The 24,997-nt window shown below is 66.1% G+C and carries 27 protein-coding genes and 2 pseudogenes; 14 read left to right on the forward strand and 15 right to left on the reverse strand.

Features of this window, described 5'->3' with window-relative positions; all coding sequences use genetic code 11:
• Positions 1 to 369 (forward strand): annotated as a pseudogene (locus tag B5520_RS23120) (hypothetical protein); the annotation flags it as partial.
• 38 nt (positions 370 to 407) lie between these two features.
• On the opposite strand, the gene B5520_RS19950 reads toward B5520_RS23120, so the two are convergent.
• The gene (locus B5520_RS19950; protein WP_079598814.1) at positions 408 to 2,591 is read right to left on the reverse strand and encodes a transglycosylase domain-containing protein; all 2,184 of its coding nucleotides are present in this window, start codon (positions 2,589 to 2,591) and stop codon (positions 408 to 410) included.
• A 175-nt stretch (positions 2,592 to 2,766) separates the two neighbouring features.
• Between B5520_RS19950 and B5520_RS19955 the strand changes: the two genes are divergently transcribed.
• Positions 2,767 to 3,381, forward strand: coding sequence for a PadR family transcriptional regulator (locus tag B5520_RS19955; RefSeq protein ID WP_079598815.1), 615 nt, complete (start codon positions 2,767 to 2,769; stop codon positions 3,379 to 3,381).
• Between the two features lie 27 nt (positions 3,382 to 3,408).
• Here the strand turns inward: B5520_RS19955 and B5520_RS19960 are convergent, their stop codons facing one another.
• On the reverse strand, positions 3,409 to 4,776 hold the full coding sequence (locus B5520_RS19960; RefSeq protein WP_079598816.1) for an ammonium transporter: 1,368 nt from the start codon (positions 4,774 to 4,776) through the stop codon (positions 3,409 to 3,411).
• 355 nt (positions 4,777 to 5,131) lie between these two features.
• Here B5520_RS19960 and B5520_RS19965 point away from each other — a divergent pair, with 355 nt between their 5' ends.
• On the forward strand, positions 5,132 to 5,953 hold the full coding sequence (locus B5520_RS19965; protein ID WP_079598817.1) for an alpha/beta fold hydrolase: 822 nt from the start codon (positions 5,132 to 5,134) through the stop codon (positions 5,951 to 5,953).
• A 27-nt stretch (positions 5,954 to 5,980) separates the two neighbouring features.
• Here the strand turns inward: B5520_RS19965 and B5520_RS19970 are convergent, their stop codons facing one another.
• Positions 5,981 to 6,775, reverse strand: a complete 795-nt coding sequence (locus tag B5520_RS19970) for a carbon-nitrogen hydrolase family protein (protein WP_079598818.1) — start codon at positions 6,773 to 6,775, stop codon at positions 5,981 to 5,983.
• A gap of 32 nt (positions 6,776 to 6,807) precedes the next feature.
• Between B5520_RS19970 and B5520_RS19975 the strand changes: the two genes are divergently transcribed.
• Entirely contained in the window at positions 6,808 to 7,464 is a 657-nt protein-coding gene (locus B5520_RS19975) for a GntR family transcriptional regulator (RefSeq protein ID WP_079598819.1), read from the forward strand.
• Between the two features lie 4 nt (positions 7,465 to 7,468).
• Here B5520_RS19975 and B5520_RS19980 read toward each other — a convergent pair whose 3' ends face one another.
• Positions 7,469 to 8,854 carry an MFS transporter gene (locus tag B5520_RS19980; protein ID WP_079598820.1) on the reverse strand — a complete coding sequence of 462 codons (1,386 nt, stop codon included), beginning with the start codon at positions 8,852 to 8,854 and terminating at the stop codon, positions 7,469 to 7,471.
• Positions 8,855 to 9,004: 150 nt separating this feature from the next.
• Here B5520_RS19980 and B5520_RS19985 point away from each other — a divergent pair, with 150 nt between their 5' ends.
• A complete protein-coding gene (locus tag B5520_RS19985) occupies positions 9,005 to 9,691 on the forward strand; it encodes a DUF2848 domain-containing protein (protein ID WP_079598821.1) in 687 nt (228 codons plus the stop codon).
• Between the two features lie 70 nt (positions 9,692 to 9,761).
• Here the strand turns inward: B5520_RS19985 and B5520_RS19990 are convergent, their stop codons facing one another.
• The gene (locus B5520_RS19990) at positions 9,762 to 9,998 is read right to left on the reverse strand and encodes a DUF2630 family protein (RefSeq protein ID WP_079598822.1); all 237 of its coding nucleotides are present in this window, start codon (positions 9,996 to 9,998) and stop codon (positions 9,762 to 9,764) included.
• A 93-nt stretch (positions 9,999 to 10,091) separates the two neighbouring features.
• Between B5520_RS19990 and B5520_RS19995 the strand changes: the two genes are divergently transcribed.
• Positions 10,092 to 10,490, forward strand: a complete 399-nt coding sequence (locus tag B5520_RS19995; RefSeq protein WP_079598823.1) for a hypothetical protein — start codon at positions 10,092 to 10,094, stop codon at positions 10,488 to 10,490.
• Between the two features lie 36 nt (positions 10,491 to 10,526).
• Here B5520_RS19995 and B5520_RS20000 read toward each other — a convergent pair whose 3' ends face one another.
• Genes B5520_RS20000 through B5520_RS20010 form a run of 3 tightly spaced genes read right to left on the reverse strand, consistent with a single transcriptional unit; the run spans position 10,527 to position 11,637 of the window.
• A complete protein-coding gene (locus B5520_RS20000) occupies positions 10,527 to 10,865 on the reverse strand; it encodes a DUF202 domain-containing protein (RefSeq protein ID WP_079598824.1) in 339 nt (112 codons plus the stop codon).
• Between the two features lie 3 nt (positions 10,866 to 10,868).
• Positions 10,869 to 11,273: a YidH family protein gene (locus B5520_RS20005; protein WP_079598825.1), complete on the reverse strand. Its 405-nt coding sequence runs from the start codon at positions 11,271 to 11,273 to the stop codon at positions 10,869 to 10,871.
• Positions 11,274 to 11,298: 25 nt separating this feature from the next.
• On the reverse strand, positions 11,299 to 11,637 hold the full coding sequence (locus B5520_RS20010; RefSeq protein ID WP_079598826.1) for a YnfA family protein: 339 nt from the start codon (positions 11,635 to 11,637) through the stop codon (positions 11,299 to 11,301).
• Between the two features lie 75 nt (positions 11,638 to 11,712).
• On the opposite strand from B5520_RS20010, the gene B5520_RS20015 reads away from it, so the two are divergent.
• The 3 genes from B5520_RS20015 (at position 11,713) to B5520_RS20025 (ending at position 15,263) form a co-directional block, all read left to right on the forward strand.
• Positions 11,713 to 12,744 (forward strand): LLM class flavin-dependent oxidoreductase, encoded by a 1,032-nt coding sequence (locus tag B5520_RS20015; RefSeq protein WP_079598827.1) that lies wholly within the window; start codon positions 11,713 to 11,715, stop codon positions 12,742 to 12,744.
• Positions 12,745 to 12,967: 223 nt separating this feature from the next.
• Complete coding sequence (locus B5520_RS20020) at positions 12,968 to 14,065, forward strand: ferredoxin reductase (protein WP_079598828.1); 1,098 nt, start codon at positions 12,968 to 12,970, stop codon at positions 14,063 to 14,065.
• A 13-nt stretch (positions 14,066 to 14,078) separates the two neighbouring features.
• Positions 14,079 to 15,263, forward strand: a complete 1,185-nt coding sequence (locus B5520_RS20025) for a fatty acid desaturase family protein (protein ID WP_079598829.1) — start codon at positions 14,079 to 14,081, stop codon at positions 15,261 to 15,263.
• A gap of 6 nt (positions 15,264 to 15,269) precedes the next feature.
• Here B5520_RS20025 and B5520_RS20030 read toward each other — a convergent pair whose 3' ends face one another.
• Together B5520_RS20030 and B5520_RS20035 are read right to left on the reverse strand one after the other, a co-directional pair.
• Positions 15,270 to 16,127, reverse strand: a complete 858-nt coding sequence (locus B5520_RS20030; protein WP_368483731.1) for a cation diffusion facilitator family transporter — start codon at positions 16,125 to 16,127, stop codon at positions 15,270 to 15,272.
• Between the two features lie 224 nt (positions 16,128 to 16,351).
• Positions 16,352 to 16,480 (reverse strand): annotated as a pseudogene (locus B5520_RS20035) (transcriptional regulator); the annotation flags it as partial.
• A gap of 108 nt (positions 16,481 to 16,588) precedes the next feature.
• Here B5520_RS20035 and B5520_RS20040 point away from each other — a divergent pair.
• Positions 16,589 to 16,786 (forward strand): hypothetical protein, encoded by a 198-nt coding sequence (locus B5520_RS20040; RefSeq protein ID WP_079598831.1) that lies wholly within the window; start codon positions 16,589 to 16,591, stop codon positions 16,784 to 16,786.
• 109 nt (positions 16,787 to 16,895) lie between these two features.
• Positions 16,896 to 17,732: an alpha/beta fold hydrolase gene (locus tag B5520_RS20045; RefSeq protein WP_079598832.1), complete on the forward strand. Its 837-nt coding sequence runs from the start codon at positions 16,896 to 16,898 to the stop codon at positions 17,730 to 17,732.
• Positions 17,733 to 17,791: 59 nt separating this feature from the next.
• Here the strand turns inward: B5520_RS20045 and B5520_RS20050 are convergent, their stop codons facing one another.
• Genes B5520_RS20050 through B5520_RS20060 form a run of 3 tightly spaced genes read right to left on the reverse strand, consistent with a single transcriptional unit; the run spans position 17,792 to position 20,896 of the window.
• Positions 17,792 to 19,375 carry a carbohydrate-binding domain-containing protein gene (locus tag B5520_RS20050; protein WP_079598833.1) on the reverse strand — a complete coding sequence of 528 codons (1,584 nt, stop codon included), beginning with the start codon at positions 19,373 to 19,375 and terminating at the stop codon, positions 17,792 to 17,794.
• A 55-nt stretch (positions 19,376 to 19,430) separates the two neighbouring features.
• Positions 19,431 to 20,216: a polyphosphate polymerase domain-containing protein gene (locus tag B5520_RS20055; RefSeq protein WP_079598834.1), complete on the reverse strand. Its 786-nt coding sequence runs from the start codon at positions 20,214 to 20,216 to the stop codon at positions 19,431 to 19,433.
• Positions 20,213 to 20,896, reverse strand: coding sequence for a DUF4956 domain-containing protein (locus B5520_RS20060; protein ID WP_079598835.1), 684 nt, complete (start codon positions 20,894 to 20,896; stop codon positions 20,213 to 20,215). The genes B5520_RS20055 and B5520_RS20060 overlap by 4 nt, the downstream gene beginning before the upstream one ends.
• A 147-nt stretch (positions 20,897 to 21,043) precedes the next feature.
• On the opposite strand from B5520_RS20060, the gene B5520_RS20065 reads away from it, so the two are divergent.
• Positions 21,044 to 21,796, forward strand: a complete 753-nt coding sequence (locus tag B5520_RS20065) for a lytic transglycosylase domain-containing protein (RefSeq protein ID WP_217700352.1) — start codon at positions 21,044 to 21,046, stop codon at positions 21,794 to 21,796.
• A gap of 121 nt (positions 21,797 to 21,917) precedes the next feature.
• Here the strand turns inward: B5520_RS20065 and B5520_RS20070 are convergent, their stop codons facing one another.
• Positions 21,918 to 22,325, reverse strand: coding sequence for a response regulator transcription factor (locus tag B5520_RS20070; RefSeq protein WP_079598837.1), 408 nt, complete (start codon positions 22,323 to 22,325; stop codon positions 21,918 to 21,920).
• 91 nt (positions 22,326 to 22,416) lie between these two features.
• Positions 22,417 to 23,160 carry a GAF and ANTAR domain-containing protein gene (locus tag B5520_RS20075; protein WP_079598838.1) on the reverse strand — a complete coding sequence of 248 codons (744 nt, stop codon included), beginning with the start codon at positions 23,158 to 23,160 and terminating at the stop codon, positions 22,417 to 22,419.
• 291 nt (positions 23,161 to 23,451) lie between these two features.
• Between B5520_RS20075 and B5520_RS20080 the strand changes: the two genes are divergently transcribed.
• Together B5520_RS20080 and B5520_RS20085 are read left to right on the forward strand one after the other, a co-directional pair.
• Positions 23,452 to 24,042, forward strand: a complete 591-nt coding sequence (locus B5520_RS20080) for an adenylate kinase (RefSeq protein WP_079598839.1) — start codon at positions 23,452 to 23,454, stop codon at positions 24,040 to 24,042.
• Positions 24,043 to 24,075: 33 nt separating this feature from the next.
• Positions 24,076 to 24,924 carry an NAD-dependent epimerase/dehydratase family protein gene (locus tag B5520_RS20085; RefSeq protein ID WP_079598840.1) on the forward strand — a complete coding sequence of 283 codons (849 nt, stop codon included), beginning with the start codon at positions 24,076 to 24,078 and terminating at the stop codon, positions 24,922 to 24,924.
• Positions 24,925 to 24,997 lie beyond the last annotated feature (73 nt).

Consider the following 24,997-nt stretch of genomic DNA (forward strand, 5'->3'; position numbering starts at 1 on the left):
GGCCAAGGGCTCTGCGAAGCCTGCAACCACACCAAGGAAAACCCCGGCTGGACCGCCAAACCCATCCCCGGAACCCGCCACACCGTCGAAACCCGGACGCCAACAGGCCACACCTACCGCTCCACCGCGCCGCCACTGCCAGGGACTTCACGGGAGTTGGCCCCTCTGCCCGAGGCTCCGCAACATCAGGCACCACTGCCCCCAGCGTCACCCGATCGAAAAGCGGTGCCCGGCACGCGGGCGGGAGCTGGAACTAAGCCGGCCATCCGCCGTCGTACCGTCCGTAACCCAGACCGGGAACCGGTTCGGCGCCAGGAAGCAATGAAGCACACCGTTCAGGTGCTGGGGAGGGCGGGGCCTTCAGGGTAGTGCCGACACGCCCAGCAGTCGCTCGGCGGCGGCAGCCGTCAGGGCTTCGGGCTTGGGCTCGGTGACGGGTTGGGGCCGATCATCGATGGGGGAGGCGGCGGGAACGGACCGGCCGGGTAGAGCGGTGCCACCTTCAGCATGTAGTTAGCCCACTGTGGTCCTGCAATCATGTAGCCGTCGAGCCGGGGGTAGAACGTCCCGTTGATGGTGACGTTCTGGCCGGGGCGCTTTTGGCTCTCAAGTGGGTCGCCGAAGAAGGACGCAGTGGCAAGTCCACTGGTATAGCCGACGATCCAGGTTGCACCGTTGTTGTTGGACGTGCCGGTTTTGGCCGCCGTCGGCACCTTGTCATGGACTTTGGGGTTGATCCAGAAGCCGGAGCCCCTCACAAGCACGTCCTGCAGCACGTTGTTCACGCCTCGGGCAACGTCCGGCTTTACGGCATCCCTGCACTCGACAGGCTGAGCCGGAAGCTTCCCGCCGGAGGCTTCAGTGACCTCAAGGAGGGCAACCGGGGTGCAGTAGCGGCCGTCATTGGCGAAAGTGGCAAAAGCGTTCGCCATATGCAGCGGAGCGACGTTGGTGGCACCGAGCAGGTTGCCCAATTGGTGCATGTTGATGGGGGAGCCGTCCAGCCCGTTGTGCAGTCCTACCGCGTCCACCATCTTCTGGATGCCGCAGAAGTCCAGTTGAGTGGCCGAAGCGAAGGTAGCCGTGTTGATGGAGTTGTACAGGCCGTAGTTGATGGCCATCTTCCGGTAGAAGCCCTCTTCGGCGTTCTGCAGGTCATCGGCGGCACCCAGTTCAGGATTGTTCTGCGCGGTGCTGTAGGCGCCCAACACCTTGCCGCAGCTCGACCTCCACGGGAACCCCAGCGGGTAGACGCGGCGTGATGCGTCCACTTCCGCGGTAAGGGGCTTGCCCTCGTTCAGCCACTGAGCGAACGTGAAGGGCTTCATGGTCGAGCCCGTCTGGAACCCGCCGGCTCCGTTCAGATTATTGCCCTGCGGGTCCTTGGCATCAACATTGAAGTTCAAATGGGTATCGAACTTGCCCGGTTCCGCAAGGAACACGGTGTTCTGTGCCATTGCCAGGATCTTCCCGGTTCCTGGCTGCACCGTCACCAGTGCTGCACCCCACCGGTCCGGGTTGGGCCCCGCCGTGCCATCCACCTGCGCCTGCGCCGCCGCCTGGAGCCGGCTGTCCAGCGTGGTCACGATCGTCAGCCCGCCGCGGTACAGCTTGCGCTGGCGTTCCGTCTCATTCGGCCCGTACGCCGGGTTGTTCAGGATGAGATGCGAGATGTAGTCGCAGAAGTACGGGGCCATCGTGGCATTGGCGCAGCCCTGCCGCTCCGGGCTGATCTTGAGCTCGATCGGGGTGGCCACTGCTTCATCGTGTTCGGCTTGCGTGATCTTGCCGAGGCGGAGCATCTCGCCAAGCACCTGGTTCCGCCGCACCATTGAGTTGTCCGGGTTGAGCGCCGGGTTATAAAACGTGGGGCTGTTCACGAGCCCCGCCAGCAGGGCGGCCTGGGGCAGGTTGAGGTCCTTGGCCGTGGTGCTGAAGAAGTAGCGTGCAGCAGCCTCAACGCCGTAGGCGTCGCTGTTGAAGAACACGATGTTCAGGTAGCCCTCGAGGATCTGCTCCTTGCTGAACTCCTTTTCCAGGGCGAGGGCGAGTTTCATCTCCCGCAGTTTGTCGCCAAGGTCCTTTTGCCCGCTGAGGATCACCTCGTCCGGCCGGTCCTGCGAAAGCCGCGCCTCGTTGATGACATTCGTGACGTATTGCTGGGTGATGGTGGAGGCGCCCTGCCTGTCACCCTTGGTCACATTCGAGACCAAGGCCCGCACAATCCCCTGCGGGTCGACGCCGGCGTGGTCATAGAACCGGCTGTCCTCGATTGCGATGACCGCGTCCTTGATGTACGGGGACATCTGATCCAGCGGTACCCTGACGCGGTTCTCGGCAAAGAACGTGGCGATGGTTTGGCCGTCGGAGGTCAGGACTTTGGTGGATTGCGACGGCGGCTCCACGGTCAGCTCCGCGGGCAGGCCTTCAAAAAATCCGACGGAGTTGCTAACCCCAAATTTGGCCGCCGCCAGGGCAGGCGCCACCAGGCTGGCAACCAGGATCCCGCACATGATGCTCGCGGCAAGGAACCCCAGGAGTTGTCCCAGGGCGCGTCCGGGACCGCGCTTGCGCTTCCGCTTCTTCGCCATTCATCAGCCCTCGAACTCGGAGGTGTGAATCGAGGATACGCCCCTATATCAAGGCGGGCCAGAGCCCGGAAGGTCAGGATATGGTCACGAAAATTGCTTGACTCAGCGATAGTTAACGACATATCGTTTACGATCGTTGAAGAAGTCAGCGTAAAGATGAAAGGACGATGCCACCATGAAAGGCATTTCTGACGAAAAATTTCCCGGCCCGGAATTTGCAAGGGGCCGGTTTGAGCGGGGCCGGGGCCGGAGGGGCCCCCACGGACACCGCGGCGGCGGGTTCGGTCCCGGCTTTGGGCCTGGTTTTGGTCCGGGATTCGGGCCCGGCTTTGGTCCCGGTTTCGGACGTGGCTCCCGGCGGGCCAGCCGCGGGGATGTGCGCGCCGCCATCCTGTCGCTCCTGGCCGAAGCACCCTCGAACGGTTACGGGTTGATCAAGACCATTGCCGAAAAGACGGACGGAGCCTGGCGGCCCAGTCCCGGATCCATCTACCCCACGCTGCAGCAGCTTGTGGACGAGGACCTGATTACCGCGCTGAGCGAAGGCCGCGGCACGGAGTTTGCGCTTACGGACGCCGGCAGGGCCTACGTGGCAGAGCATGCCGAGGAGATGGAAAATGCGTGGAACGCCGGTCCGGACAGCTCAGACCGGGAGTTCCACCAGAGCATCGGCAAGCTGATGGGCGTCATCCACCAGTTCCGCAGCGGCGTCACAGAGGAACAGCGGGCAGCTGCCATTGAAAAGCTTGATGAGACCCGCCGTGCACTGTACAAGATCCTGGCCGACTAGGTTCGGGGAACCCTTAGGCGCAGCCCGCTATGCGAAGGAGTCTTCCTTGGCATGGAGTTCGGCGGAATCCTTGGCAGTCGAATCCCGAGCGGTGGAATCCTTGGCGGCGGCCGGAACGGCAGCGGTCGGGAGATGGGAAGCGGCGGGCCGCAGGGGGTTGAAGCCGGAGCCCAGCTCGCCGAACGCGTAGGCGCTCTCGGCGTGCTCGGAGAGGTCCACTCCGGCAGTTTCCGCCTCATGGCTGACCCTGAACCCGATGGTCTTGTTGATGATCCGGCCGATGACCAGGGTTCCCAGGCCGGACAGCAGCAGGGTGATGACAACGGCCGCGGTTTGGGCGATGAGCTGCTGGACCCCGCCGCCGTAGAAGAGCCCGCCACCCTGGCCGTCCACGGGGAGGGCGATGAATCCCAGTGCCAGGGTGCCGATGAGTCCGGCGCCCAGGTGGACTCCCACCACATCCAGGGAGTCGTCCAGCCCAAAGCGGTACTTGAGGTCAACGAACACCGCGCAGGCGGCGCCCGCCACCAGGCCCAGGCCGATTGCGGCCACCGGGCTAATGTTGGCGCAGGACGGGGTGATGGCCACGAGTCCGGCCACCACGCCGGATGCCGCGCCAAGGGAAGTGGGGTGGCCGTGCCGGAGCTTCTCGGTGACCAGCCAGCTCAGCATGGCGGCCGCCGGAGTGACCAGGGTGTTGACCCAGATCAGGCCGGCCTGCTCGGCCGTGGTTGCAGCACCGCCGTTGAAGCCGAACCAGCCGAACCAGAGGATGGCGGCGCCCAGCATGATGAAGGGCACGTTGTGGGGGCGGTGGTTGGGATCCTTGGCGAAGCCGTGCCGCTGGCCAACGATCAGGGCAAGAACCAGTGCGGCTGTTCCGGAACTGATCTCCACAACAGCGCCGCCAGCGAAATCGATGACCTGGCCGAAGATGGCAGTGACTGCTCCACCGGCGCTCATCAGGCCGCCGCCCCAGATCATGTAGGCCAGCGGGCAGTAAACCAGGGTGATCCACACCGGCACGAACAGGGCCCATGCGCTGAACTTCGCGCGGTCGGCGATGGCGCCGCTGATCAGTGCCACCGTGATGATGGCGAAGGTGGCGCTGTAGCCGGCCTTGATGAGATCGGGGGAGCCCATGAGGTTCTGCAGCCCGAAGTTGGCGAAGGGGTTGCCGAAGATGCCCAGGACGCCGTCGCCGGTGGTCATGGAGTAGCCCCACAGGACCCACACCACGCCGACGATGCCGGCGGAGATGAAGCTCATCATGATCATGTTCAGCGCGGCCTTGGCACGGGTCATGCCGCCGTAGAAGAGTCCGAGCCCGGGCGTCATCAGCAGTACCATCGCGGCTGAAATCATCAGCCAGACGTGTTGGGCAGAGATTTCCACCAGCAGGTCCCTTCGGATGTGAGCTTGACGGGGCGCTGCAGCCCCTTGCCTTCCCCCCGCCGTCCATCTTTCGTTGGTTGTGTTTCGGAAAAGACCGCTCAAAGTTGCCGTGACGTTACACAAATCGCCTTTGCGTGAAGTTCGCGTGTCAGCTGTGTTTCGGCGGTGTTAACGGCCGCCATCTCGTACCTCTCAACGGAGGCCCGCCGTCCCCCTTGGCAGGCGAACCCGCAGGTGACTGCCTGTTGGGAAGGTGAGAAGCCGCCGTCGTACGTCGTTCCTGGCTACGTTTCCTGCCTGTGAACGAGGACTCACCGGTCCCTCCCTCCCGGAAAGGCTGCCGTAGCGTGGCATCATGCCTACACCATCGGCCCAGGAACCACGGCTGCGGGAATTCACCGTTGTGACCGCGCCGGGAGTCCACCTGCGGTGCTATGACTCAGGGGGTCCGGGACCTGTTGTGGTCATTCTTCATGGGCTGGCAGGCAGCGCCAGGGAATTCTTTCCGACGGCGGCCGCCCTTCCCGAGTTTCGCGCTGTCCTCCTGGACCTCCGGGGCCACGGAGGCAGCACCCGCTGCCCGCCCGATCTTTCACGAGAGGCTTTTGTCACCGACGTCGTCCGTGTCATCGAAGAGGAGGCAGCCGGGCCGGTGGTGCTGGTGGGCCAGTCGATGGGTGGCCACACGGCGATGCTGACGGCGGCGGCGCGCCCCGACCTAGTGAACCGGCTCGTCCTGCTGGAGGTCGACGCCGGCGGCGGGGACCCGGCGGACCTCGCGGCTTTGGGGGACTACTTTGCGTCCTGGCCCGCTTCGTTTACCAGCAGGGAAGCGGCGCTGGATGTCTTCGGTGACGGAGCACTTGCTCACGCATGGGCGGCCGACCTTGAACCCTATGGGGATGGTTTCCGGCCCCGGTTCGACGCCGCCGTCATGGCTGCTGCGGCGGCCGGGCTTGGGAAGACCCGGTGGATTGAGTGGGAGTCCCTTCGGATTCCTGTGCTGGCAGTGTACGGCGGCAAGGGGATGTTCCGGCCGCAGGCGAAGGATGAGTTCGTGCAGCGCGGTCACCAAGTCAGCAGGGTTGACCTGCCCAGCGCATCACACGATGCGCACCTGGACGCGTTTGAAGAATGGGTGCACGCCCTCCGCAGCTTCCTGGACCCTGCCGGGTAAAGCGGCGGGGGCGTGCAGCCGGCACGTTCAGAACTGGCGGGCGTTGGCCAGAACGGGAAGCTTGGTGCGGACTTCGTCCACAAGTGAGGGGTCGATGTCCACGACGGCGAGGCCGGGCTTTCCGTCCAGCGCCGCCAGTGCGGATCCCAGCGGGGAGATGACGGCACTGTGCCCGATTCCGGTGGGAGCAGCTCCGGCCGGACCTGCCCCGGTGGTTTCGGGGTCGCCCTGGCCGCAGGCGACCACGAACGTGGTGCTGTCCAGCGCGCGGGCCCGGACCAGCAGGTCCCACTGCTCGGCCTTGCCCTCGCCGGCGCCCCAGGACGCGCACACGATGTTGACCTGCGCGCCGGCCTTGGCATTGGCCGTAAACAATGCAGGGAAACGGACGTCGTAGCACGTGGCCAGTCCGAAGACCGTGCCGTTGAGCTCGAACGTCACAGGGCTTTCTCCCGCATCCACTGTCTTGGACTCCATAAAGCCGAAGGCGTCGAAGAGGTGCACCTTGTCGTAGGAGGTGTCCAGGCCGGGGCCGGTGACCAGCAGCGTGTTGCGGACCCGGCCGTCCTTTCCAGGAGTGAACATCCCCGCTACGATCGCAATGTCCAGTTCCCGGGCAATGCCGCGGACCTTTTCCGCCCACGGTCCATCAAGCGGTTCGGCGATGTCCTTCAGGGAATGGCCGAAAGCGCGCATGGCTGCCTCGGGGAAGACCACCAGTTCCGCGCCGGCGGCTTTGGCCTCCGTTGCGTACTCCCGGATCAACTCCAGGTTGGCAGCAAGGTCTGCGGTGCTGATGATTTGGGCGACTGCAAGACGCATGGAAGAACTCCAATCTGTTGTATACATAATGTATGGGAAAAATGCCGGGAACGGCTGCGTCCGGTCGCGAGAAGGCGTACATCCACCTGCGCGAGAACGTCCTGACTGATCCGGAGCTTCAGGGCCGGTTCCTTAACGAGACAGAGCTGGCCGCAGACATCGGTGTTTCCCGCACCCCGGTCCGTGAAGCCCTGCTCCTCCTGGTATCCGACGGGCTGGTGGAGCTGATTCCGCAGCGCGGTGCGTACGTCCCGGCCATCACCGGCAGGGAGATTTCCGAGCTCATGGAGCTGCGCGGCGTGCTGGAAAATTACGCTGCCCGGCTGGTCATCGCCGAGCAGCGCGTCCCCGCGGGCCTGATGCAGGAAACGCTGGACCTCCAGGCCAGGATTCCGGATACGGAAAGCCCGGGGGATGCCCGCGAATTCATCCGGCTGGACACCCTTTTCCATCAGCAGCTCATCGACGCCGCTGGAAATGAACTCATCTCCCGGACCTACAGCAAGCTTCACGTCCGCCAGATCCTGGTGGGCGTCGCCGCCCTGTTCCGGACAGGCGGCCGGCGCCAGGACGTGTGCGCCGAACACCAGGGCATCCTTGACGCCCTGGTGGCCGGCGACGCCGTCCAGGCGCAGAAGGCGATCGACGAGCACTTGGCAGTTACCCGCGATATCCTGCTGCGCACCTGACGGTTCAGCGGGAGTCGCCCACTCCCGACGCCCGCTTGGCTTCCGCCGCGCCTTCCAGGAGGAGACGGTAGTCCTGGTCCTCCACGGTGTCGTTGTCGCGGCCCATGGCGAGACCCACCAGGGTCACGACGGCGGCGACGGCAACGTAGATGGCCACCGGGATCCAGGTGCCGAACTGGGAGAGCAGCACCGTGAACATCAGCGGGGCGATGGCGCCGCCGATCACACCGGCAAAGGTGTAGGCCAGGGAGCTTCCGGTGGAACGCAGCCGGGGGGAGAACTGTTCCACGATGAAGGCGGCCTGCGGGCCGTACATGAACGAGTGTGCCGCGAGCCCCAGGACGATGCCAACGATCAGCATGGGCTGGTTGTCGCCGCCCAGGATGCCGAAGAAGATGAAGGTCCAGACGGCGCCGACCACCGCACCCACTGCGTAGACCAGGCGGCGGTTGAACCGGTCCGAAACGGCGCCGGCCAGCGGGATCATAAAGAGCTGGAAAGCGGAGCCGATCAGGACGGCGGTGAGGACCTGGTTGCGCTCGTAGCCCAGGGTCTGGATGCCGTAGGTCAGGGTGAAGACGGTAAACAGGGCGTACAGCACGTCCGGTCCCACACGGCAGAGGATGGCGGCGATCAGCGGGCGCAGTTCATGGCTGAAGACTTCGCGGATGGGAGCATGCGGCTGCTCGCCGTGGGCCGCGATCGCCTTGAAGACTGGGGTGTCCTCCAGCCGCAGGCGGATCCAGAGGCCGAATGCGACCAGCAGCGCGGAAACCAGGAACGCGATCCGCCAGCCGAAGCCGAGGAACTGTTCCTCGGTCAGCATGAGGGTCAGGACTGCGAGGGCGCCGTTGGCGAGCAGGTTGCCGGCGGGCGGTCCCACCTGTGCGGCCGAGGCCCAGAAGCCGCGGCGGTGCGGGTCGCCGTACTCACTGGAGAGCAGGACGGCGCCGCCCCATTCGCCGCCGACACCCACGCCCTGGGCAAAGCGCAGGAGCACCAGGATGATGGGCGCCGTGATGCCGATGGCGTCATACCCCGGCAGGACACCGATGAGCACGGTGGCCACACCGATGATCATCAGCGTGGTGACCAGGACCCTCTTGCGGCCGATGCGATCGCCCAGGCGGCCGAAAATAATGCCGCCAACGGGGCGGGACACGTAGCCCACGGCGTACGTGGAGAAGGCCAGGATGGTGCCCGTCAGGGGATCGGAGGCGGGGAAGAAAACGATGGGAAAGACGACGGCGGCGGCGGCTGAGTAGACGGCGAAGTCGTACCACTCGAGGGCCGTCCCGGTGAGGCTGGCAGCAAAGGCCTTGTAGAGGCCCTTGGGATGGATGGGCGGGTGCGGCGCCGCACCGTGTGCCGGAGCTGGGGAGTTGCTCATTTTGTCCTCCACGGGAGTGTTTCAAGGGTGACGCCTGTCACGCTGGCGTTAAATGTATACATTACGCATACTGGTTGTACATTGGCGACCCTTTCCGGTTTCCGCTTTGTTAATTTTTCCGGCATCACAAGAAAAAAGGACGGATCCACCATGACGGTTCTCAGCTTCGAACTTCCCGATGGCAGCATCAGGGAAGTGGAGGTCAAGCACCTCCTGAACGCCGGATACGCAGGCCGCGAGCAGGATGAAGTCCAGGCGCACATCGCCGAACTGGCGGAGTTGGGGGTCCCGGGTCCCGCCACCACACCGGCCCTCTACCCGGTGTCGCCCTACCTCGCGCAGCAGGTGTCCGAGGTCCGCGTGCAGCACGCGCGGACGTCGGGCGAAGCCGAATGGGCGCTGGTGATTACTAATGACGGCGTGCTGCTGACCGTTGCCTGCGACCACACGGACCGGGAACTGGAAGTGCATGGCGTGGCATGGAGCAAGAACGCCAGCCCGGACGTGCTGGGGCGGAAGGCGTGGCGGCTGGATGACGTGCGCGACCACCTGGACAGGATCACGCTCAAGGGCTGGGTGGGGGAGGGGGACACCCCGGACACGCTCATCCAGGACAGCTCACTGGAGGCGCTGCTCACCCCGGACTACTGGCTTGGCGTGCTTGAAGAACGCGGCCTCAACCAGCCCGGAACGGTGCTGATTTCGGGCACTGTTGCCATGACGGGCGGAGTGAACCAGTTCGCCCGCAGCTGGAAAGTGGAAATGAGCGATCCCGTCACCGGGCTCTCCGTGGACGTCCAGTACGTAGTGGAGCAGATGCCCGAGGCTATCGGCTAACGCGCATCAAAAGGTGTCCTGCCCGGCCCCGCCGGAGTAAAAGCGGCGGGACCGGGCAGGCGTTGGGCGGTTACTGCTTGTAGTTCTCAACCTCGCTGACGGGCCGCGGCTCGGCCTCGTTCGGGTTCTCGCCGGACTCCGATTTGGCCCTGCGCTGGCGCAGCAGGTCCCAGCACTGGTCGAGGCTTTCCTCTACTTGCTTGAGCCGGGCCTGGTCCGGCGCCTGCCCGTCGCCGGAGCCCTCGCGGAGTGAATGTTCCTCCTCCACCAGGGCCTGGATGCGCGCCAAAAGATCCTGATCGTCCATAACTTTCCCCTTACTCCGGACCGGTCACTTTGGTTCCCTCAGCGTACGTAGTCGGTGCAGAAGCCACCACCCCTGCGCGGTACCATCAAGTTCATGCCCACTGTGCTTGAAATGGCAGGTCCAATCCTGGAAATGCTGACCTGGTTGTGCCTGCCCGCCGGGCTGGGCCTGCTGTTCTACACGGGGTTCCTCCGCCGCTTCGTGCACCCCTGGGACGTGGCCGAGGCAGTGGTGTACTCCGACACCACCGGCGTGGGCTTCCGCTGGTTCGACCGCAAATACCAGGTGCACCATGCCCCGATGTCCCCGCACGACATCAAGGACCTGGCGGTGGGCGACACACTTCCCATTTACTACCACCCCAAACGTCCCACCCAGTGGCAGATGGCCGCACCCGAGGAAGCCGGCAAAACGGCCTCCTTGCTGGGCCGCGCCCTGACCGCCATCGGGGCGGTGGCGCTGTTGGCAGGCTTCGTCCTGCCCATGTTTTAGCGCCGGATCCTTTAAAGCTGGTGGGTTCCCCGGCTCCTAACCGGCCAGGACGACGCCGATGCCCAGTCCTCCCAGCGCTACCCCCGCAAAGGCCGTCCAGAGCACCGCGGTGATGTCGGCGTCGACACTTTCCTGATGGATGCCCCGGGAGCTGGCACTGTAGCGCCGGCGCTGGGTGAGGTAGATGGCCAGCGCAGCGCCGGCGGAAACGGCGAACAGCAGCAGGATGGGGAACCCGTGGGCAGGGAGCCAGCGCAGGAAGATGGCGCTGACCGTTACCAGTGCCATCATGGTCCGGCCCCAGGCCAGCGTGGTCCGCTCCGGCTGTAGGCCCGGATCCCCGTGCGGGCCGGCATGGCGGCGGGAATTTCCCATGCGTCAGCGCCAGAGGATAAAGACCAGGACGACGGCGGCCGCCAGGGCCCCTGCCCCCGCGAGGAGGGGCACAATGAGCGGCAGCGGCAGGGGGGCTTTATTGCGCATGCTGCGTTCCACCCGGAGCCACCGCACCGCCGAGCCGGCGCTGAGCAGCATGCCGAGCAGCAGCAGGACCACGGCCAGTCCCTTGCGGACCGGCTCCAGGAACAGGTCGGCGGTGAACGCCTCAATGGCGATGCCGCCGGCCAGCAGTGCAAGGGACGTTCGGATCCAGGCGAGGAAGGTGCGCTCGTTGGCGAGGGTGAACCGCGGGTCGGGTTCCTCCCCGCCCGGCAGCAGGCGCTCGGCGATTTTTCCGCGCGACGGCGGCACGGGTTCCCCGGGTACCTGCTGCCTGTTCGTCACGGTGCCAGTTTAGTTGGGGACGGCATCAGCTTCCGCCGCGCGGGGCAAACATGATGACCGCCACGCCCAGCAGGCAAATCAGGGACCCGGCCACGTCCCACCGGTCGGGGCGGAAGCCGTCAAAGATCATGCCCCAGGCCAGCGAGCCGGCGACGAACACCCCGCCGTAGGCTGCCAGGATCCGGCCAAAATGGGCGTCGGGCTGGAGTGTGGCCACGAAGCCGTAGGCGCCCAGGGCTATGACGCCCAGTCCGGCCCACCACCAGTCCTTGCCTTCCCGCACGGATTGCCACACAAGCCAGGCACCACCGATCTCCGCCGCCGCCGCCAGCACGAACAGCAGGACAGTCTTGCCGATGGTCAACGTTTCATCAGGAGTAGCCACGCAGCCATCATGCCAGCCGGGAATGCCGGCAGAGCGGCACGGGTTGGGGCAGGTATGGAACGCATAGGATTCCTTTCATTCGGCCATTGGGGCCCCGGCCAGGGCTCCCGTACCAGGACTGCCGGCGAGGCACTGCTCCAGGGCATCGAGTTGGCGGTAGCCGCCGAGGAGCTCGGCGTGGACGGAGCATTTTTCCGCGTCCACCACTTCGCCCGCCAGCAGGCCTCCCCGTTCCCGCTGCTTTCCGCCATTGCTGCCCGCACCCGCAGGATCGAAATCGGCACCGGCGTGATCGACATGCGGTACGAAAACCCGCTGTACACGGCGGAGGAAGCGGCGGCAACGGACCTGATCAGCGGAGGCCGGCTGCAGCTGGGCATCAGCCGTGGTTCACCCGAGCCTGCGCGCAACGGAGCCGCGGCTTTCGGCCATGTGCCGGACGCCGGGGAAACAGATGCCGACATGGCCCGCCGGCATACGGAGCTCTTCCGTAAGGCTGTCAGCGGGGCAGGGGTGGCTGAAGCGGATCCCCGGTATGCCGGCGGTGCCGTTGGGCTCCTGCCCGTCCAGCCCCAGTCACCCGGCCTTGCCGAACGCATTTGGTGGGGAGCCGGGAGCCGCAAAACTGCGGTCTGGGCCGCTGAAATGGGGATGAACCTGATGAGTTCCACCCTGTTGACGGAGGACACGGGCGTGCCGTTCCATGAGCTGCAGGCGGAGCAGATCCAGCTGTTCCGGGACGCCTGGTCCGCTGCAGGCCATAACCACGTACCCCGGGTTTCGGTCAGCCGCAGCGTGCTTCCCATCGTGGACGCCGAGGACAGCCGGTATTTCGCCGGCAGCGCCTTACGCGACAGCCGGGACCAGGTGGGCATTATCGACGGACTTACCGCCAGGTTCGGCAAAAGCTATGTGGGTGAGCCGGACCAGCTGGCGGAACAGCTCGCCGCCGACTCCGCCGTCCAGGCTGCGGACACCCTGCTGCTGACCGTTCCCAACCAGCTTGGGGTGGAATTCAACGCCAAGCTCCTGGGCAACGTGGCCCGCTACATTGCCCCGGCGCTGGGCTGGACCGTCCCGCTCTGACCAGCCGTAACATTCCGGATGGGGAGCCAAAATTGCCTGCACCGTGCGCTCCGGAGATACACTAAGCACGCTTACTGATTTGTGGAGGAACCATCTGCGTACCGCAGCCGTTACTCTTAGAGTGCGGCTTTGGGGGCTTAGCGCCACCATTACAGCGTGACTGCGGAACGGTCATATGACGGAGAGAGAGAATTATGGCTCGCGCCGCTCTAGGCTTAATCGCATGATCCGGTTACGACAGCTGGCCCAGGCGGCCTCTGTGCTCACTACGCCTTTGGCGCCGGAGGATATCCTCGCGCTTTTCAACCCCGTCTACTCGGCACGGCAGCTCCGTGGTGTGGTGACGCGCGTGGTTCAGGAAACCGCGCAGTCGGCCACCATCTTCTTCCGCCCCGGCCGCGGCTGGCACTCCCACCTGGCAGGGCAGTGGGCGCGCATCGGCGTCGAACTCGACGGCGTCCGCCACTGGCGGTCCTATTCCCTCAGTGCCCCCGCGGGCAAGGACCCGGCCATCACCGTGACCGACGTCGGAGCCGTCTCCGGCACCCTGGTGCGCACCACCAAGCCCGGCGACGTCCTCTTCCTCGCACCCCCGCAGGGCGACTTCGTGCTTCCCGAGCACCCGCGGCCCCTGCTGATGGTGACCGCGGGCAGCGGCATCACTCCGGTGATGTCCATGATCCGCACCCTTGTTCCCCGGCGTCCGGATGCCGACGTCGTGCTGGTCCACTCAGCCCGCACGCCGGGTGACAGCCTCTTCCGCGAGGAACTCGCCGAACTTGCCGACCAGTTCCCCAACTTCCGGCTTGCCCACTGGTTTACCGGCGAGCAGGGCCGCATGGACCTCACCAACACCTCCCAGCTGGACGAGATCTGCCCGGACTGGAAGGAACGCGCGGCCTACGCCTGCGGCCCCGACAGCTTCCTGGACGACGCCGAAGCGCTGTGGAAGCGCGCCGCGCTCACAACGGCAGCGCCCGGAACGGACGTCGCGGTGGCCGGCAGCGCCGGAAACCTCATGATCGAGCGCTTCAACACCACCTTCGACGCCGGCGTGGGGCACGACGGCGGGCTGGTCACCTTCGAAGCGTCCGACCGCGAGGTGGAAGCCGACGGCGACACCCCCATCCTGGACGTCGGCGAGGACGCCGGGGTGCTGATGCCGAGCGGCTGCCGGATGGGGATCTGCCACAGCTGCCTCACCCCGCTCCTGTCCGGACAGGTCCGCGACCTCCGTACCGGGGAAATCCATGGCGAACCCGGCCAACTGATCCAAACGTGTGTCTCGGCAGCCGCCGGACCCGTCAACCTCGAAATCTGAGGAGCATCAAGGTATGTCTGTAATAACACCCAGCAAGGTCACTCCTGCCGGCGGCAGTTCACCCAAGAGCTCAAGGACGCGCCCCGGAAAGCTCGCCGAATCCGGCAGCCCCACCGTCCGCCCGCCGGCCGCGGCCCACCTCAGCGACGAACAGGTGGCGGAGCTCGGCCGCGAACTCGACGCGATCCGCGACGAAATCCTGGCAAAGCGCGGCGCGGAAGATGCCGCGTACATCCGCCGCATGATCAAGATCCAGCGCGGGCTGGAGATTTCCGGCCGCGCCGCACTGCTGGTCAGCAAGAACAAGGCTGCCTGGGTCACCGGAACCACCCTGCTCAGCCTTGCCAAGATCCTGGAAAACATGGAGCTGGGCCACAACATCCTGCACGGCCAGTGGGACTGGATGCGGGACCCGGACATCCACTCCACCACGTGGGAATGGGACTTCGTTACCCCCTCGCGCTCCTGGCAGCACACCCACAATGACCTGCACCACCGCTGGACCAACGTTGTGGGCAAGGACAACGACGTCGGATACAACCTCCTGCGCATGGACGAGGAGCAGCCGTGGAAGCCCATCAACCTGGCCAACCCGCTGTTCAACGCTATCCTGGCGCCGGTCTTCGAGTGGGGCATTGCCATCTATGACCTCGAGCTGACCGAGTACAAGGAAGGCACCAAGTCCAAGGAGGCCCTGCTCAAGGACCTCAAGGCCCTGGGCAAGAAGGTTGTCACGCAGTTCACCAAGGACTACGCGGCAACCCCCGCCGTTGCCATGCTCACCGGTTCCGGCAAGCAGGCCCTGTACGGCACGCTCGCTGCCAACGCCGTCCGCAACGTCTGGGCCCACGCCGTGATCTTCTGCGGCCACTTCCCCGAGGGCACCGACACCTTCACGGAAGACATGGTCGAAGGGGAGACCCGCGGTGACTGGTACGTCCGCCAGATGATCGGCTCGGCCAACATCTCCGGCTCCAAGTTCATGCACACCATGACTGGAAACCTGTCGCACCAGATCGAGCACCACCTGTTCCCGGACCTGCCCTCCAACCGGTACGCCGAGGTGGCACCCCGGGTTCGGGAGATCTGCCAGCGCTACGGCCTGAAGTACACCACCGGGCCGCTGCTGAAGCAGGTGGGCTCGTCCTGGGCCAAGGTCTTCAAGCTGGCCCTTCCGGGCAAGGCCGCCAAGGCCTGATTCCCGCTACCGCCGCAAGCTGGGCGACAGGATCATGTCGTCCAGCTTCGGCAGGGCATGCCGCAGCCGGTGGTCCGCCTGATGCAGGATGTCCTCGGCGGCCGACAGGCTGCCGTCCCCAACCACAACTATCGCCGTACCCTGCAGCCGGTGGCCGTTCCAGCGCAGCTGCAGCCGCTTGACGGCCAGTACACCCGGGGTTCCTTCCAGGGCCTCGAGGGCGCGTGACACCAGGTCCGGCTCAATGCCGTCCATCAGCCGGCGGCCAATGCTGCGGACCGTGCCCCACAAGAGCACCACGATGGCTGCCGAAATCAGCAGCCCAACAATCGGGTCCGCCAGCGGGAATCCGAGCATAACGCCCGCCGCGCCGAGCACCACGGCCAGCGATGTGAAACCGTCGGTGCGCGCGTGGACGCCGTCAGCCACCAGGGCCGCCGATCCGATTTTGCGGCCCACCCGGATCCGGTAGATGGCAACCGCCTCGTTTCCGGCGAAGCCGATGACTCCGGCCGCCATCACCCACCCAAGGTTCTGAAGAGGCTGCGGGTGGATGAGCCGGTCCACTGACTGCCAGCCCGCCACGATGGCGGAGAGCGCCACCACTGCCACGATGAACAGGCCGGCCAGGTCCTCGGCCCTGCCGAACCCGAACGTGTACCGGCGGGTGGCTGCCTTCCTGCCCAGGATGAACGCAATCCACAGCGGCACCGCCGTGAGGGCGTCGGAGAAGTTGTGGATGGTGTCCGCCAGCAGGGCCACGGAGCCGCTGAACAGGACCACGGCGAACTGCAGCACCGTGGTGGCCAGCAGGACGAAGAGGCTGATCTTCAGGGCGCGGATGCCCTCGGTGCTGGCTTCCATCGCGTCGTCGATGGAGTCCGCTGAATCGTGCGTGTGCGGGACAAACAGCTCCAGCAGCCAGCCCTTAAAGCCGCGGTGATGATGATGCCCGTGGTGGTGGTCATGGCCATGGCCGTCATCATGCCCATGGTCATGGCTGTGGTGCACGTCGCTGTGCTGGTGATGCCCGTCGTCGTGCGTGTGTTCGTGGGACCCCTTCTGGCCGGCCTCCCGCCGCTGCCCGCTCACTGCTTGGCCCCGTCAAGCCGGTGATGGGCCGGCTGGCCGCCCAGTGCGTGCTCGGCCTGGAAGATGGCGTCGGCCACCAGCTGCCGGGCGTGTTCATTCTCCAGCCGGTAGAGGACCCGGGTCCCGGCATTCATGCGCATATAGTGTCACAAGCAGGGGTCGTGCCGCACTATGGTGACGGCGGCCGCCGTCGCATAATTGAACCCACAGCCGCCGCGGCCTTTGGAGGAATCATGCGGATCCTGGGAGCACTTGTTGTCATCTGGCTGATCATCGGCGGTGTGGCTGCCTGGCAGCGCGGCTACTTTGGCGGAGCGCCGGGTTCCTGCGCGCAGGCAGGCACGGTGGTCCTCACCATCGCTGCCGGACCCTTGAACTACATGGGAGCCAACCCGCAGATATCCTGCGAACTTCCGCAGCCGTCCCAGTAGCAGCGGTGGCCCTGGCGGCAGGTTTCACGGCGACAGCCCTAGAGTAGGGAGTGCGCGGGCCGGGCACGAACGTCCGCCCGCTCCGATCAGTCTCGAAAGGAATTGCCGCGTGGCTTTCATTACCGTTGGAACTGAAAACAGCACTGACATCGAGCTCTACTACGAGGACCACGGTTCGGGCCAGCCCGTCGTGCTCATCCATGGCTACCCGCTGGACGGGTCCTCCTGGGAAAAGCAGACCGCGGCCCTCCTGGACGCGGGCTACCGGGTCATCACGTACGACCGCCGGGGCTTCGGCAAGTCCAGTAAGACCACCGAAGGCTACGACTACGACACCTTCGCTGCCGACCTTAACGAGCTGCTGACCACCCTGAACCTGAATGACGTGGTGCTGGTGGGCTTCTCCATGGGCACCGGTGAGGTTGCCCGCTACCTGTCCAACTACGGTTCGACCCGCGTGGCCCGGGCCGCCTTCCTCGGTTCCCTGGAGCCCTTCCTGCTCAAGACCGACGACAACCCGGACGGCGTCCCGCAGGAGGTCTTCGACGGGCTGACGGAAGCAGTCACAGCAGACCGGTACGCCTTCTTCACCGAATTCTTCAAGAACTTCTACAACTCGGACACCTTCCTGGGCACTCCCCGCCTGAGCCAGGAGCTGGTCAACGCAAGCTGGAACCTGGCAGCCGGCTCCGGGGCAACCGCGTCCGTGGCCGCCCAGCCCACCTGGCTGACGGACTTCCGCCAGGACATCCCCAAGATCGACGTTCCCGCCCTGATCCTCCACGGCACCGCGGACAACATCCTTCCGATCGATTCCACCGGACGCCTGTTCGCCAAGGCCCTGCCCAGCGCAGAGTACGTGGAGATCGAGGGTGCCCCGCACGGCCTGCTGTGGACCCACGCGGCCGAGGTCAACGAAGCACTGCTGCGCTTCCTAGCAAAGTAAGGGTTAGCGAAATACGACGGCGACGGCGGCTATCCGCCGCCGTCGCCGGACGTGCTTTCCTACCAGCGGGGGCCGCCGCCACCGCCGCCGGGGCCCTGCTCGGCGGTGTACTCGCCGGCGGTGACGGTGCCCTGTTCGGTTGCACCGTCCAGCGAGCCTTCGCCGATGCCTGCGCTCACGGTTGCGGTGCCGCCGGTGTAGACCGTGTACTCCTCACCCTGGGTGATGGCCGCGGAGGAGAAGACCAGGGACGCGGTTGCCTTGGTGGTGACGAAGGCTGCCGCCACGGTGCCGGCGGAGTCGGCAACCTGGATCACCGTTCCCGCCGGAACCCTCGAGCCCAGCGTCACCTGGACGCCCGACTGGGTTGAGGACTCACCCGGAGTAACCACCATGCCGGCGCTTCCGGCGGCGGCAACGGTTCCACCGGTGACTGCCAGTTCGCCGTTGACGTCGAGGGCACCGTTTCCGCTGTTGGTGGGGCCGTTGACCACCACGGTGCCGCCGGAGATGCTGGCGTTGCCGTTGGAGTCAAGGCCGTCGCCCTGGGAGTTGATGGTCAACAGGCCGCCGGTCACTTCCACGGTGTAGTCGCCGACCGCCATGCTGCCGCCGCCCATTCCTCCGCCGCCGGACGTGGAAGTGGCCGACCCGCCCGAGGCGTTCAGGCCGTCGTCGTTGGCCGTGACGGTGGCTGTGCCGCCCTGCATCACGATGTGCTGGGCCTCCAGGCCTTCCTCCGATTCCTCCACCGTGGTGCTGCCGGCGGCGAGGGTGAGGGTGTTGTAGGCCTTGATGCCGTCGTCCCCGGAGGCCACGTTGAGGGTTCCGCCGTTGATCAGCACCCAGCCGCGGCCCTCGTCCTCCTCATTGTGGGATTTGAAGCCGTCGCCCGCGGCGCTGACCTGGTAGGCGCCTTCCAGCAGCACCGCGTAGTCCTTGCCCACGATGCCGTCGTCCGCGGCGTCCACGGTGACGGTGCCGGCGGCCAGGACCAGGCCGCCCTTGGCCGAGATGCCGTCGTTGTAGTTGCCGTCCACGGCCAGGGCGCCGGTGCCGGCGATGGTCAGGTCCGCCATGGAGTAGAGGGCGGCGTTGGGGGCATCAGTTCCCTGGTCCGCGTAGGTGGCGGCATCAGTGAGGGAGCTGGTGGTTCCGTCCGCCAGGTAGACGATGGCTTCATTGGCGCTGTGCACCACAAACGGTGAACCGGTGGAGCTGGTGATGCCGGCGCCGTCCAGGATGATGCGCACCACATCCTCCTCGCCGGCGGCCACCACCACCTGCCCGTCGGACAGGGAGCCGCTGAGCCGGTAGGTCCCGGCGGCGCTGATGGTGACGGTGTCGCCGTCGACCGTTACGGCGTCGGATGAACCCGAGGTAACGGAGCTGGCGCGGTCCGTCAAGGCCACGGCTACTTCGGAGGCCGCATCCCAGGTGAGGTCATCGGCGTCGTAGTGGGTATCGGCGGCGAGGGTGTCCAGGGAGACGGCCTGCGCCGTGCCGGAGGTTGCGGTGGACGATGTGCCGCTGCCGCTGATGGCGGAGACGCCGGTGGCGGTGGTGCCCGCCACGGAGCAGCCGGCCAGGGCAATAGTGGCGGCCAGGGCGGCAACGGAGAGGTGGGTACGGAGACTTTTCATGGTGTGTTCCTTCGGGAAGTTGGAGGGGGGGCTCGAGCCGGATGGGGAGCTGGAGCTAGGCCGCAGGCCGCAGTGCCAGGCTGCGGCGAAGCGTCCGGTTCCAGCGGTTGGCGGGGAGGTCGGGACGGAGGGCTGCCATGCCGGTGGCGAACTTGGAAATCCGGGATGGCCGGACGCCATGTGCCCAGAGGTGGCGGTCCAGGGGGCCGGCGGTGGAGCCGGATTTGGTTTCCAGGATGACGGCGTCGGCCAGGACCCAGGACGCGTGCGACGGGCGCTGCCAGGTCACGTCGGTGTCGATGGTGGCGCGGCTGCCGGACTCCGGCAGGTAGAGGGTGGTGCGGTGGTACCGCGTTTCCAGCACGGGCTCCAACCTGCCCGTGGGCACCGATTCCACGGCGGCAGTAAGCGTTTCGCGGACGTTGTCGAGGCCTTCTGCGGTGAGCCGGGCGCGGTCTTCAGGGTGGTAGGGGATGCGTTCCTTGACGGTTGCTTCACGGGCGCCCTCGGTCTTGACCTCCAGGAAGCTCACCGCGCTGTCCACGTAGGTCCGGGTGCGGATCTTGTAGCGGCGGCGCCGGCCATGGGCTGCAAGCAGGTAGCTGTCCAGGGTGGCGGTGTCGAAGTAGACGGAGTCGTAGGCGAAGCTGCGGGCGCCATCCATTTCCAGTACCCGCATGCCCGTGCTGAACGTGTCCAGCAGCTGGCGGGCAAGCCTGGTGGGAACCACGTACTTCCGGTCAACCCGGGTCTGGAGCGCGGCCTCGGCGTTGAGCTCTTCGAGCCCCACCGGTGGCAGGAGGTGCAGGTTCCCGACGGCGGCTGCTGGCGCGGCGCTCATGCCGCACCTGCCTGGGCGTGGGCGGGGGCGTGTGCAGGGGCGGCGGGGGCTGCGGCGTGGGCAGGCCGGGAGGCAGGAGCCGCGGGCGCCGCCGTCGTGATTGCCGAAACGGTGGCCGGCGCGGCGGGGAAGGCCGCAGGGGAGTAGGCGTACCGCACGTCCACGATGGTTTTGTCGTTGACCAGGTCCAGCTCCGAGATGGTGGCTGAGTGGACCTTGCCGTGCAGCACTTCCTCGAGCCGGGCGTAGAGCTCGCCGTCTTCGGCAATGGCCCGGTCCAGGACCACCGTCTGGTGGCGGTGGGCGGGCAGGACGCGCGGATGGTCTCCCACGAACATCACCAGCAGGATCAGGGCCATCAGTGATCCGGTCAGCCACAGGGGCTCGATGCCCAGCCCGGCGATCAGGCCGAGCGCCAGGGCCGAGAAGTAGTAAGCCACCTCGTGCTGGGCAAGCTCGGTGGACCGGAGCCGGATGATGGACAGGACGCCGAAGAGGCCGAGTCCCAGGCCCAGGCCAGCGGCCGATCCGGACAGGGCGGTTGCGACGGCCAGGACTCCCACGTTCATTCCAAGGTAGGAGACCACCAGGTCGCGGCGGCGGTGCCGGCGCAGGTACAGGGCGAAGGTGAGGATGCTGATGGCCGCGAGGTCCGCGACGATGAAAATAAGTGAGTTCATGGGATTCTCCGGGGTGTTTTCGGTGGGCTGGTCTTTACTTTCCGGGCCCAAGCTGTGCGGGTGCTGTGATGGAGCCCAGCCGCGAATATGAGTGTTTGGCGGGTTTCGATCGATAGGATCAAACGCGTGACTGTCTCCCGTGACGCCGTGCTGCGCCTGAGGCGTCTCCTGGTCTTCACCGTGTTTGCGATCTCCGTCATCACGCCCCTGTCGTTCTGGGCACTGCAGCAGTCCGGCGCGGACGCCCGCGTGGTCCTCGATCCGCCGCCGCGGTCCGAGGCGAAACTTGAAATGCTGTCCACCGGCATCACCCCGGCCGTGAACATCACCCGGAACGCGGACGCGGAGTGGGTCGCTGAGGCTGCCGCGCAGACCGGCATTCCCGCGCGGGCGCTTCGGGCCTACGTGGCTGCCGCCGGCGCTGCCAACCAGGCCTCCCGGGGCTGCGGAATCGGCTGGAATACAGTGGCGGCGGTGGGCTTCGTCGAATCCCGCCACGGAGCTTATGGCGGCGGAAGCCTGGACTCCGCAGGACAGGCCAGCGGACCCATTGTTGGCCCAAGCCTGGACGGAAACGGGTTCGCCGCCATCGCTGATACGGATGCCGGAGCCTTGGACGGCGACGCACGCTGGGACCGTGCCGTGGGGCCCATGCAGTTCATTCCCTCCACATGGGAGCTTGCGGGGCGGGACGGAAACGGTGACGGGACAGCGGATCCCTTCAACATCGACGACGCTGCGCTCAGTGCAGCCGGCTACCTGTGCGGCCACGGCCGTGACCTCACCACCGCGAACGGATGGACCGGGGCCATCTACTCCTACAACCAGTCGGATACCTACCTGGTCCAGGTCCGTGACCAGGCCACCGCCTACGCCGAGGCGACGGCCGGCATCGGCTAGAACCGTGGCGCTGCCCGCCGCGTCGCGCAGCCCCTACAGCGACGGGTCTCGCGCGGCGGAGGCCAGGCCTACGGGGTGGATTCTGCTGCTGAGGGGCGATGCCCCATTCCCGGCAGCCAGGCTAGCAGAGCGATTTGCCGGATATGTGAGGGGCCTGTGAAACGGGTGCGGGGCATAACTGCAGTGCGAGCTCCCGGAGCTCCTTCGGGCGAAAGGGCTTGGTGAGGTAGGCGGCAGCCCCTGAGGCCATGCCGGCCAGCACGTCGTCCTCCTCCGACCTCGCCGTGAGGAAGAGCTGGGGAGCCTTGCTCAGCGCGCGGATGGCGCGCGCCACCACATGCCCGTCCATGTCCGGCAGGCCAAGGTCCAGGGTGACGAGTGCGACGGCGGGGTCCGCCGCCGCGGCGATTCCCTCGGCACCGGTGGAAACAGCCTTCACCTCAAAACCGGCGCGCTGCAGGACCACGCTGATCAGTCCACGGATGTCGTTGTCGTCTTCCACCACGAGGCAGACGCGTTTGTTTTCCATCAAAGCCCCCCGGCAGAAAGTTGGCCCCAGTCTATCGCCCGCAGGCTTGTTCGCGCGTGCACCGCTAACAACTGCGCAGCTGAGGGACCGGCTAGCCGTCGTAGTGGGTGCGGGCAGGGCCCTGGCCCAGGGCGTTCACCACGGCGGCGGCCACATCGTGCAGCTTTGAATTGCGGGTGCTGGACGCGGTCTTCAGGATCTCGAAGGCGTCATGCTGGCTGCACCGGTTCTGGGCCATGATGATGCCCACTGCCATATCGATGACGGTCCGCGATTCGAGGGTGGCACGCAGGTTGGCCGCCGTCTCGCTGTAGTGGGCAAAGCGCACCGCCAGCCGCAGGGCGAGGGAGGTCTGGCTGACGTAATCCTCGGCGAACTCAAGGTCGCGGGCTTCGAAGCGCTGGGGGCGGCGCGAGTACAGGACCAGGGCAGCCTTGGTTTCGCCTTCGAGCTCGAACGGCAGTGCCAGGACGGAGCGGACACCCTGGGCGAAGGCGGCGGAGGAGTATTCGGGCCAGCGGCCGTCGTCCTGCACGTCGGGAACGTTTACGGTCTTCTGCGACGTGTAGGCCGTCATGCTGGGTGTTTCGCTGAATTCGTTCTCGAGCTGGCCGATTGCTTTGGCTTCCGGACTGCTGCTGGCCACAGTGGCCGCCTTCCGCTTCCGGAGCAGGGTGATGGCGCACAGGATCTCGTCTCCGGGCTCGGAGAGGTTGCGCGCCGACACCTGTGCCAGTTCGTTAAGGAAGTCCTCAACGTCAGAGCTGTTGAGGACCAGTTCATTCAGGTGTTCGGCTATGGATGTATCGGATTTTGCTGTTGACTCGCTGGCCACGGGTTTTGGTGCCATTCGTTCAGGTCAAAACGAGCCGGCAACACCCAACCGTCACACCCGAGAGGCGGGGAGCCGGTGAAGGTCGCTGGATCGACGAACTTTCCAACGGCCTGCTGCTAAACCGATACCCAGAAGTATATACATCCCCGGGCGCGGAAAAGAGTCATATATGGCTTCCCGGCGGGCGGGCCGCTGGCGCCGGCCCGGGCTAACCGGCAGAATGAAGCAGGCGCCGGGCTGCCGGCGGCGGACCCGGAAACCAGCGGCTGTTGCGCCGCGGAGGACAGGAACATGACCAGACTGCTCATTATCGGTCCGCCCGGCTCCGGCAAGGGGACGCAGGCCGAGCACCTTGCCCGGCACTTCGGCGTGCCGGCCGTTTCCACCGGCGACATCTTCCGGAGCAACGTCAGCCAGCAGACAGAACTGGGCAGCCAGGCCGCGGAGTACCTCGACGGCGGCGACTTCGTCCCGGACCACCTCACCAATGCCCTCGTAAAGGACCGGCTCCTGGACAGCGACGTCCAGTCGGGTTTCCTGCTGGACGGCTACCCCCGTACCGCGCCCCAGGTGATGGAACTGGACAACATGCTCGCCTCTCAGGGAGTCGCCCTGGACGCCGTCATTGAACTGCGTGCCCCCGACGCGGAACTGGAGCAGCGGATGCGCCAGCGGGCGGAGGAACAGGGACGGTCGGATGACACGGTGGGCGTGTTCCGGCGCCGGCTCGACCTCTACCACCGCGAAACCCATGAAGTTGTCTCGGTCTATGCCGGCCGGGGGATCCTCGTCTCCGTGAACGGCAGCGGCGATCCGGGCGAGATCACGGCATTGGCGATCGCCGCCGTCGAAAAGTTCCTGGCCACCCGTACCGGAGCCTGAGCCGGTGCACCCCTCCAACAGAAGGACCTCCTGATGAGAATTGCCGTCACCGGTGGAAGCGGAAAACTGGGCCGGCACGTTGTCCGGCGTCTTATCGACGACGGCCACGAGGTCCTCAACCTGGACCGGGAAGGCACCCGGAGCCCGGGACTCCTGGTGGTGGACTTGCGCAATTACGGCCAGGTGCTCGATGCCATGCTGGGCGTGGATGACAGGCACAGCGGTTTCGACGCCGTGGTGCACCTGGGTGCCATCCCGGCGCCGGGCATCCTTCCGGACGCCGCGACGTTCGAGAACAACATGCTGTCCACCTACAACGTCTTCCAGGCTGCCCGCCGGGCAGGCATCAAGAAGGTGGTGTACGCCTCCAGCGAGACGGTGCTGGGACTGCCGTTCGACGTCGACCCGCCCTACATTCCCGTGGACGAGGAATACCCTGCCCGGCCGGAAAGCACCTACTCCCTGGTCAAGCACCTGGAGGAGCAGATGGCAGCGGAGCTCACACGCTGGGATCCGGAACTGAGCATTGTCGGACTGCGGTTCTCGAACGTCATGGACGTGGAGGACTACAGCAGGTTCCCGTCCTTCGATGCTGACCCGCGGCTGCGGAAATGGAACCTGTGGGGCTATATCGACGGCCGGGACGGTGCCCAGGCAGTGGTGCGGGCCCTGGAGAACGGCAGGCCGGGGTTTGAAGCCTTCATCATTGCCAACGCGGACACCGTGATGAGCCGGTCGAGTGCAAGCCTCGCTGCCGAGGTGTTTCCTGAGGTGAAGGTCACCCGGGAACTGGGCGAGCACGAGACCATGCTGTCCATCGACAAGGCCCGGCGGCTGCTGGGCTTCGAGCCGGAACACAGCTGGCGGAACCACCGGGAATAGTCCCGGCCGCAGGAATCCCCAAGGCTTCCCACAGGATCCTGCAAGGACCCGCCGGCGGCGCATTCCGGGCTCC

The sequence above is a fragment of the Arthrobacter sp. P2b genome, from assembly GCF_900168295.1.
GTDB lineage: Bacteria > Actinomycetota > Actinomycetes > Actinomycetales > Micrococcaceae > Arthrobacter.

Coding starts and splice junctions, on each gene's coding strand:
- B5520_RS19950 (WP_079598814.1), bottom strand. CDS start 2,591: ATGGCGAAGAAGCGGAAGCGCAAGCGCGGTCCCGGACGCGCCCTGGGA.
- B5520_RS19955 (WP_079598815.1), top strand. CDS start 2,767: ATGAAAGGCATTTCTGACGAAAAATTTCCCGGCCCGGAATTTGCAAGG.
- B5520_RS19965 (WP_079598817.1), top strand. CDS start 5,132: ATGCCTACACCATCGGCCCAGGAACCACGGCTGCGGGAATTCACCGTT.
- B5520_RS19970 (WP_079598818.1), bottom strand. CDS start 6,775: ATGCGTCTTGCAGTCGCCCAAATCATCAGCACCGCAGACCTTGCTGCC.
- B5520_RS19975 (WP_079598819.1), top strand. CDS start 6,808: ATGGGAAAAATGCCGGGAACGGCTGCGTCCGGTCGCGAGAAGGCGTAC.
- B5520_RS19980 (WP_079598820.1), bottom strand. CDS start 8,854: ATGAGCAACTCCCCAGCTCCGGCACACGGTGCGGCGCCGCACCCGCCC.
- B5520_RS19985 (WP_079598821.1), top strand. CDS start 9,005: ATGACGGTTCTCAGCTTCGAACTTCCCGATGGCAGCATCAGGGAAGTG.
- B5520_RS19990 (WP_079598822.1), bottom strand. CDS start 9,998: ATGGACGATCAGGATCTTTTGGCGCGCATCCAGGCCCTGGTGGAGGAG.
- B5520_RS19995 (WP_079598823.1), top strand. CDS start 10,092: ATGCCCACTGTGCTTGAAATGGCAGGTCCAATCCTGGAAATGCTGACC.
- B5520_RS20000 (WP_079598824.1), bottom strand. CDS start 10,865: ATGGGAAATTCCCGCCGCCATGCCGGCCCGCACGGGGATCCGGGCCTA.
- B5520_RS20015 (WP_079598827.1), top strand. CDS start 11,713: ATGGAACGCATAGGATTCCTTTCATTCGGCCATTGGGGCCCCGGCCAG.
- B5520_RS20020 (WP_079598828.1), top strand. CDS start 12,968: ATGATCCGGTTACGACAGCTGGCCCAGGCGGCCTCTGTGCTCACTACG.
- B5520_RS20025 (WP_079598829.1), top strand. CDS start 14,079: ATGTCTGTAATAACACCCAGCAAGGTCACTCCTGCCGGCGGCAGTTCA.
- B5520_RS20030 (WP_368483731.1), bottom strand. CDS start 16,127: ATGGAAGCCAGCACCGAGGGCATCCGCGCCCTGAAGATCAGCCTCTTC.
- B5520_RS20040 (WP_079598831.1), top strand. CDS start 16,589: ATGCGGATCCTGGGAGCACTTGTTGTCATCTGGCTGATCATCGGCGGT.
- B5520_RS20050 (WP_079598833.1), bottom strand. CDS start 19,375: ATGAAAAGTCTCCGTACCCACCTCTCCGTTGCCGCCCTGGCCGCCACT.
- B5520_RS20055 (WP_079598834.1), bottom strand. CDS start 20,216: ATGAGCGCCGCGCCAGCAGCCGCCGTCGGGAACCTGCACCTCCTGCCA.
- B5520_RS20060 (WP_079598835.1), bottom strand. CDS start 20,896: ATGAACTCACTTATTTTCATCGTCGCGGACCTCGCGGCCATCAGCATC.
- B5520_RS20070 (WP_079598837.1), bottom strand. CDS start 22,325: ATGGAAAACAAACGCGTCTGCCTCGTGGTGGAAGACGACAACGACATC.
- B5520_RS20080 (WP_079598839.1), top strand. CDS start 23,452: ATGACCAGACTGCTCATTATCGGTCCGCCCGGCTCCGGCAAGGGGACG.
- B5520_RS20085 (WP_079598840.1), top strand. CDS start 24,076: ATGAGAATTGCCGTCACCGGTGGAAGCGGAAAACTGGGCCGGCACGTT.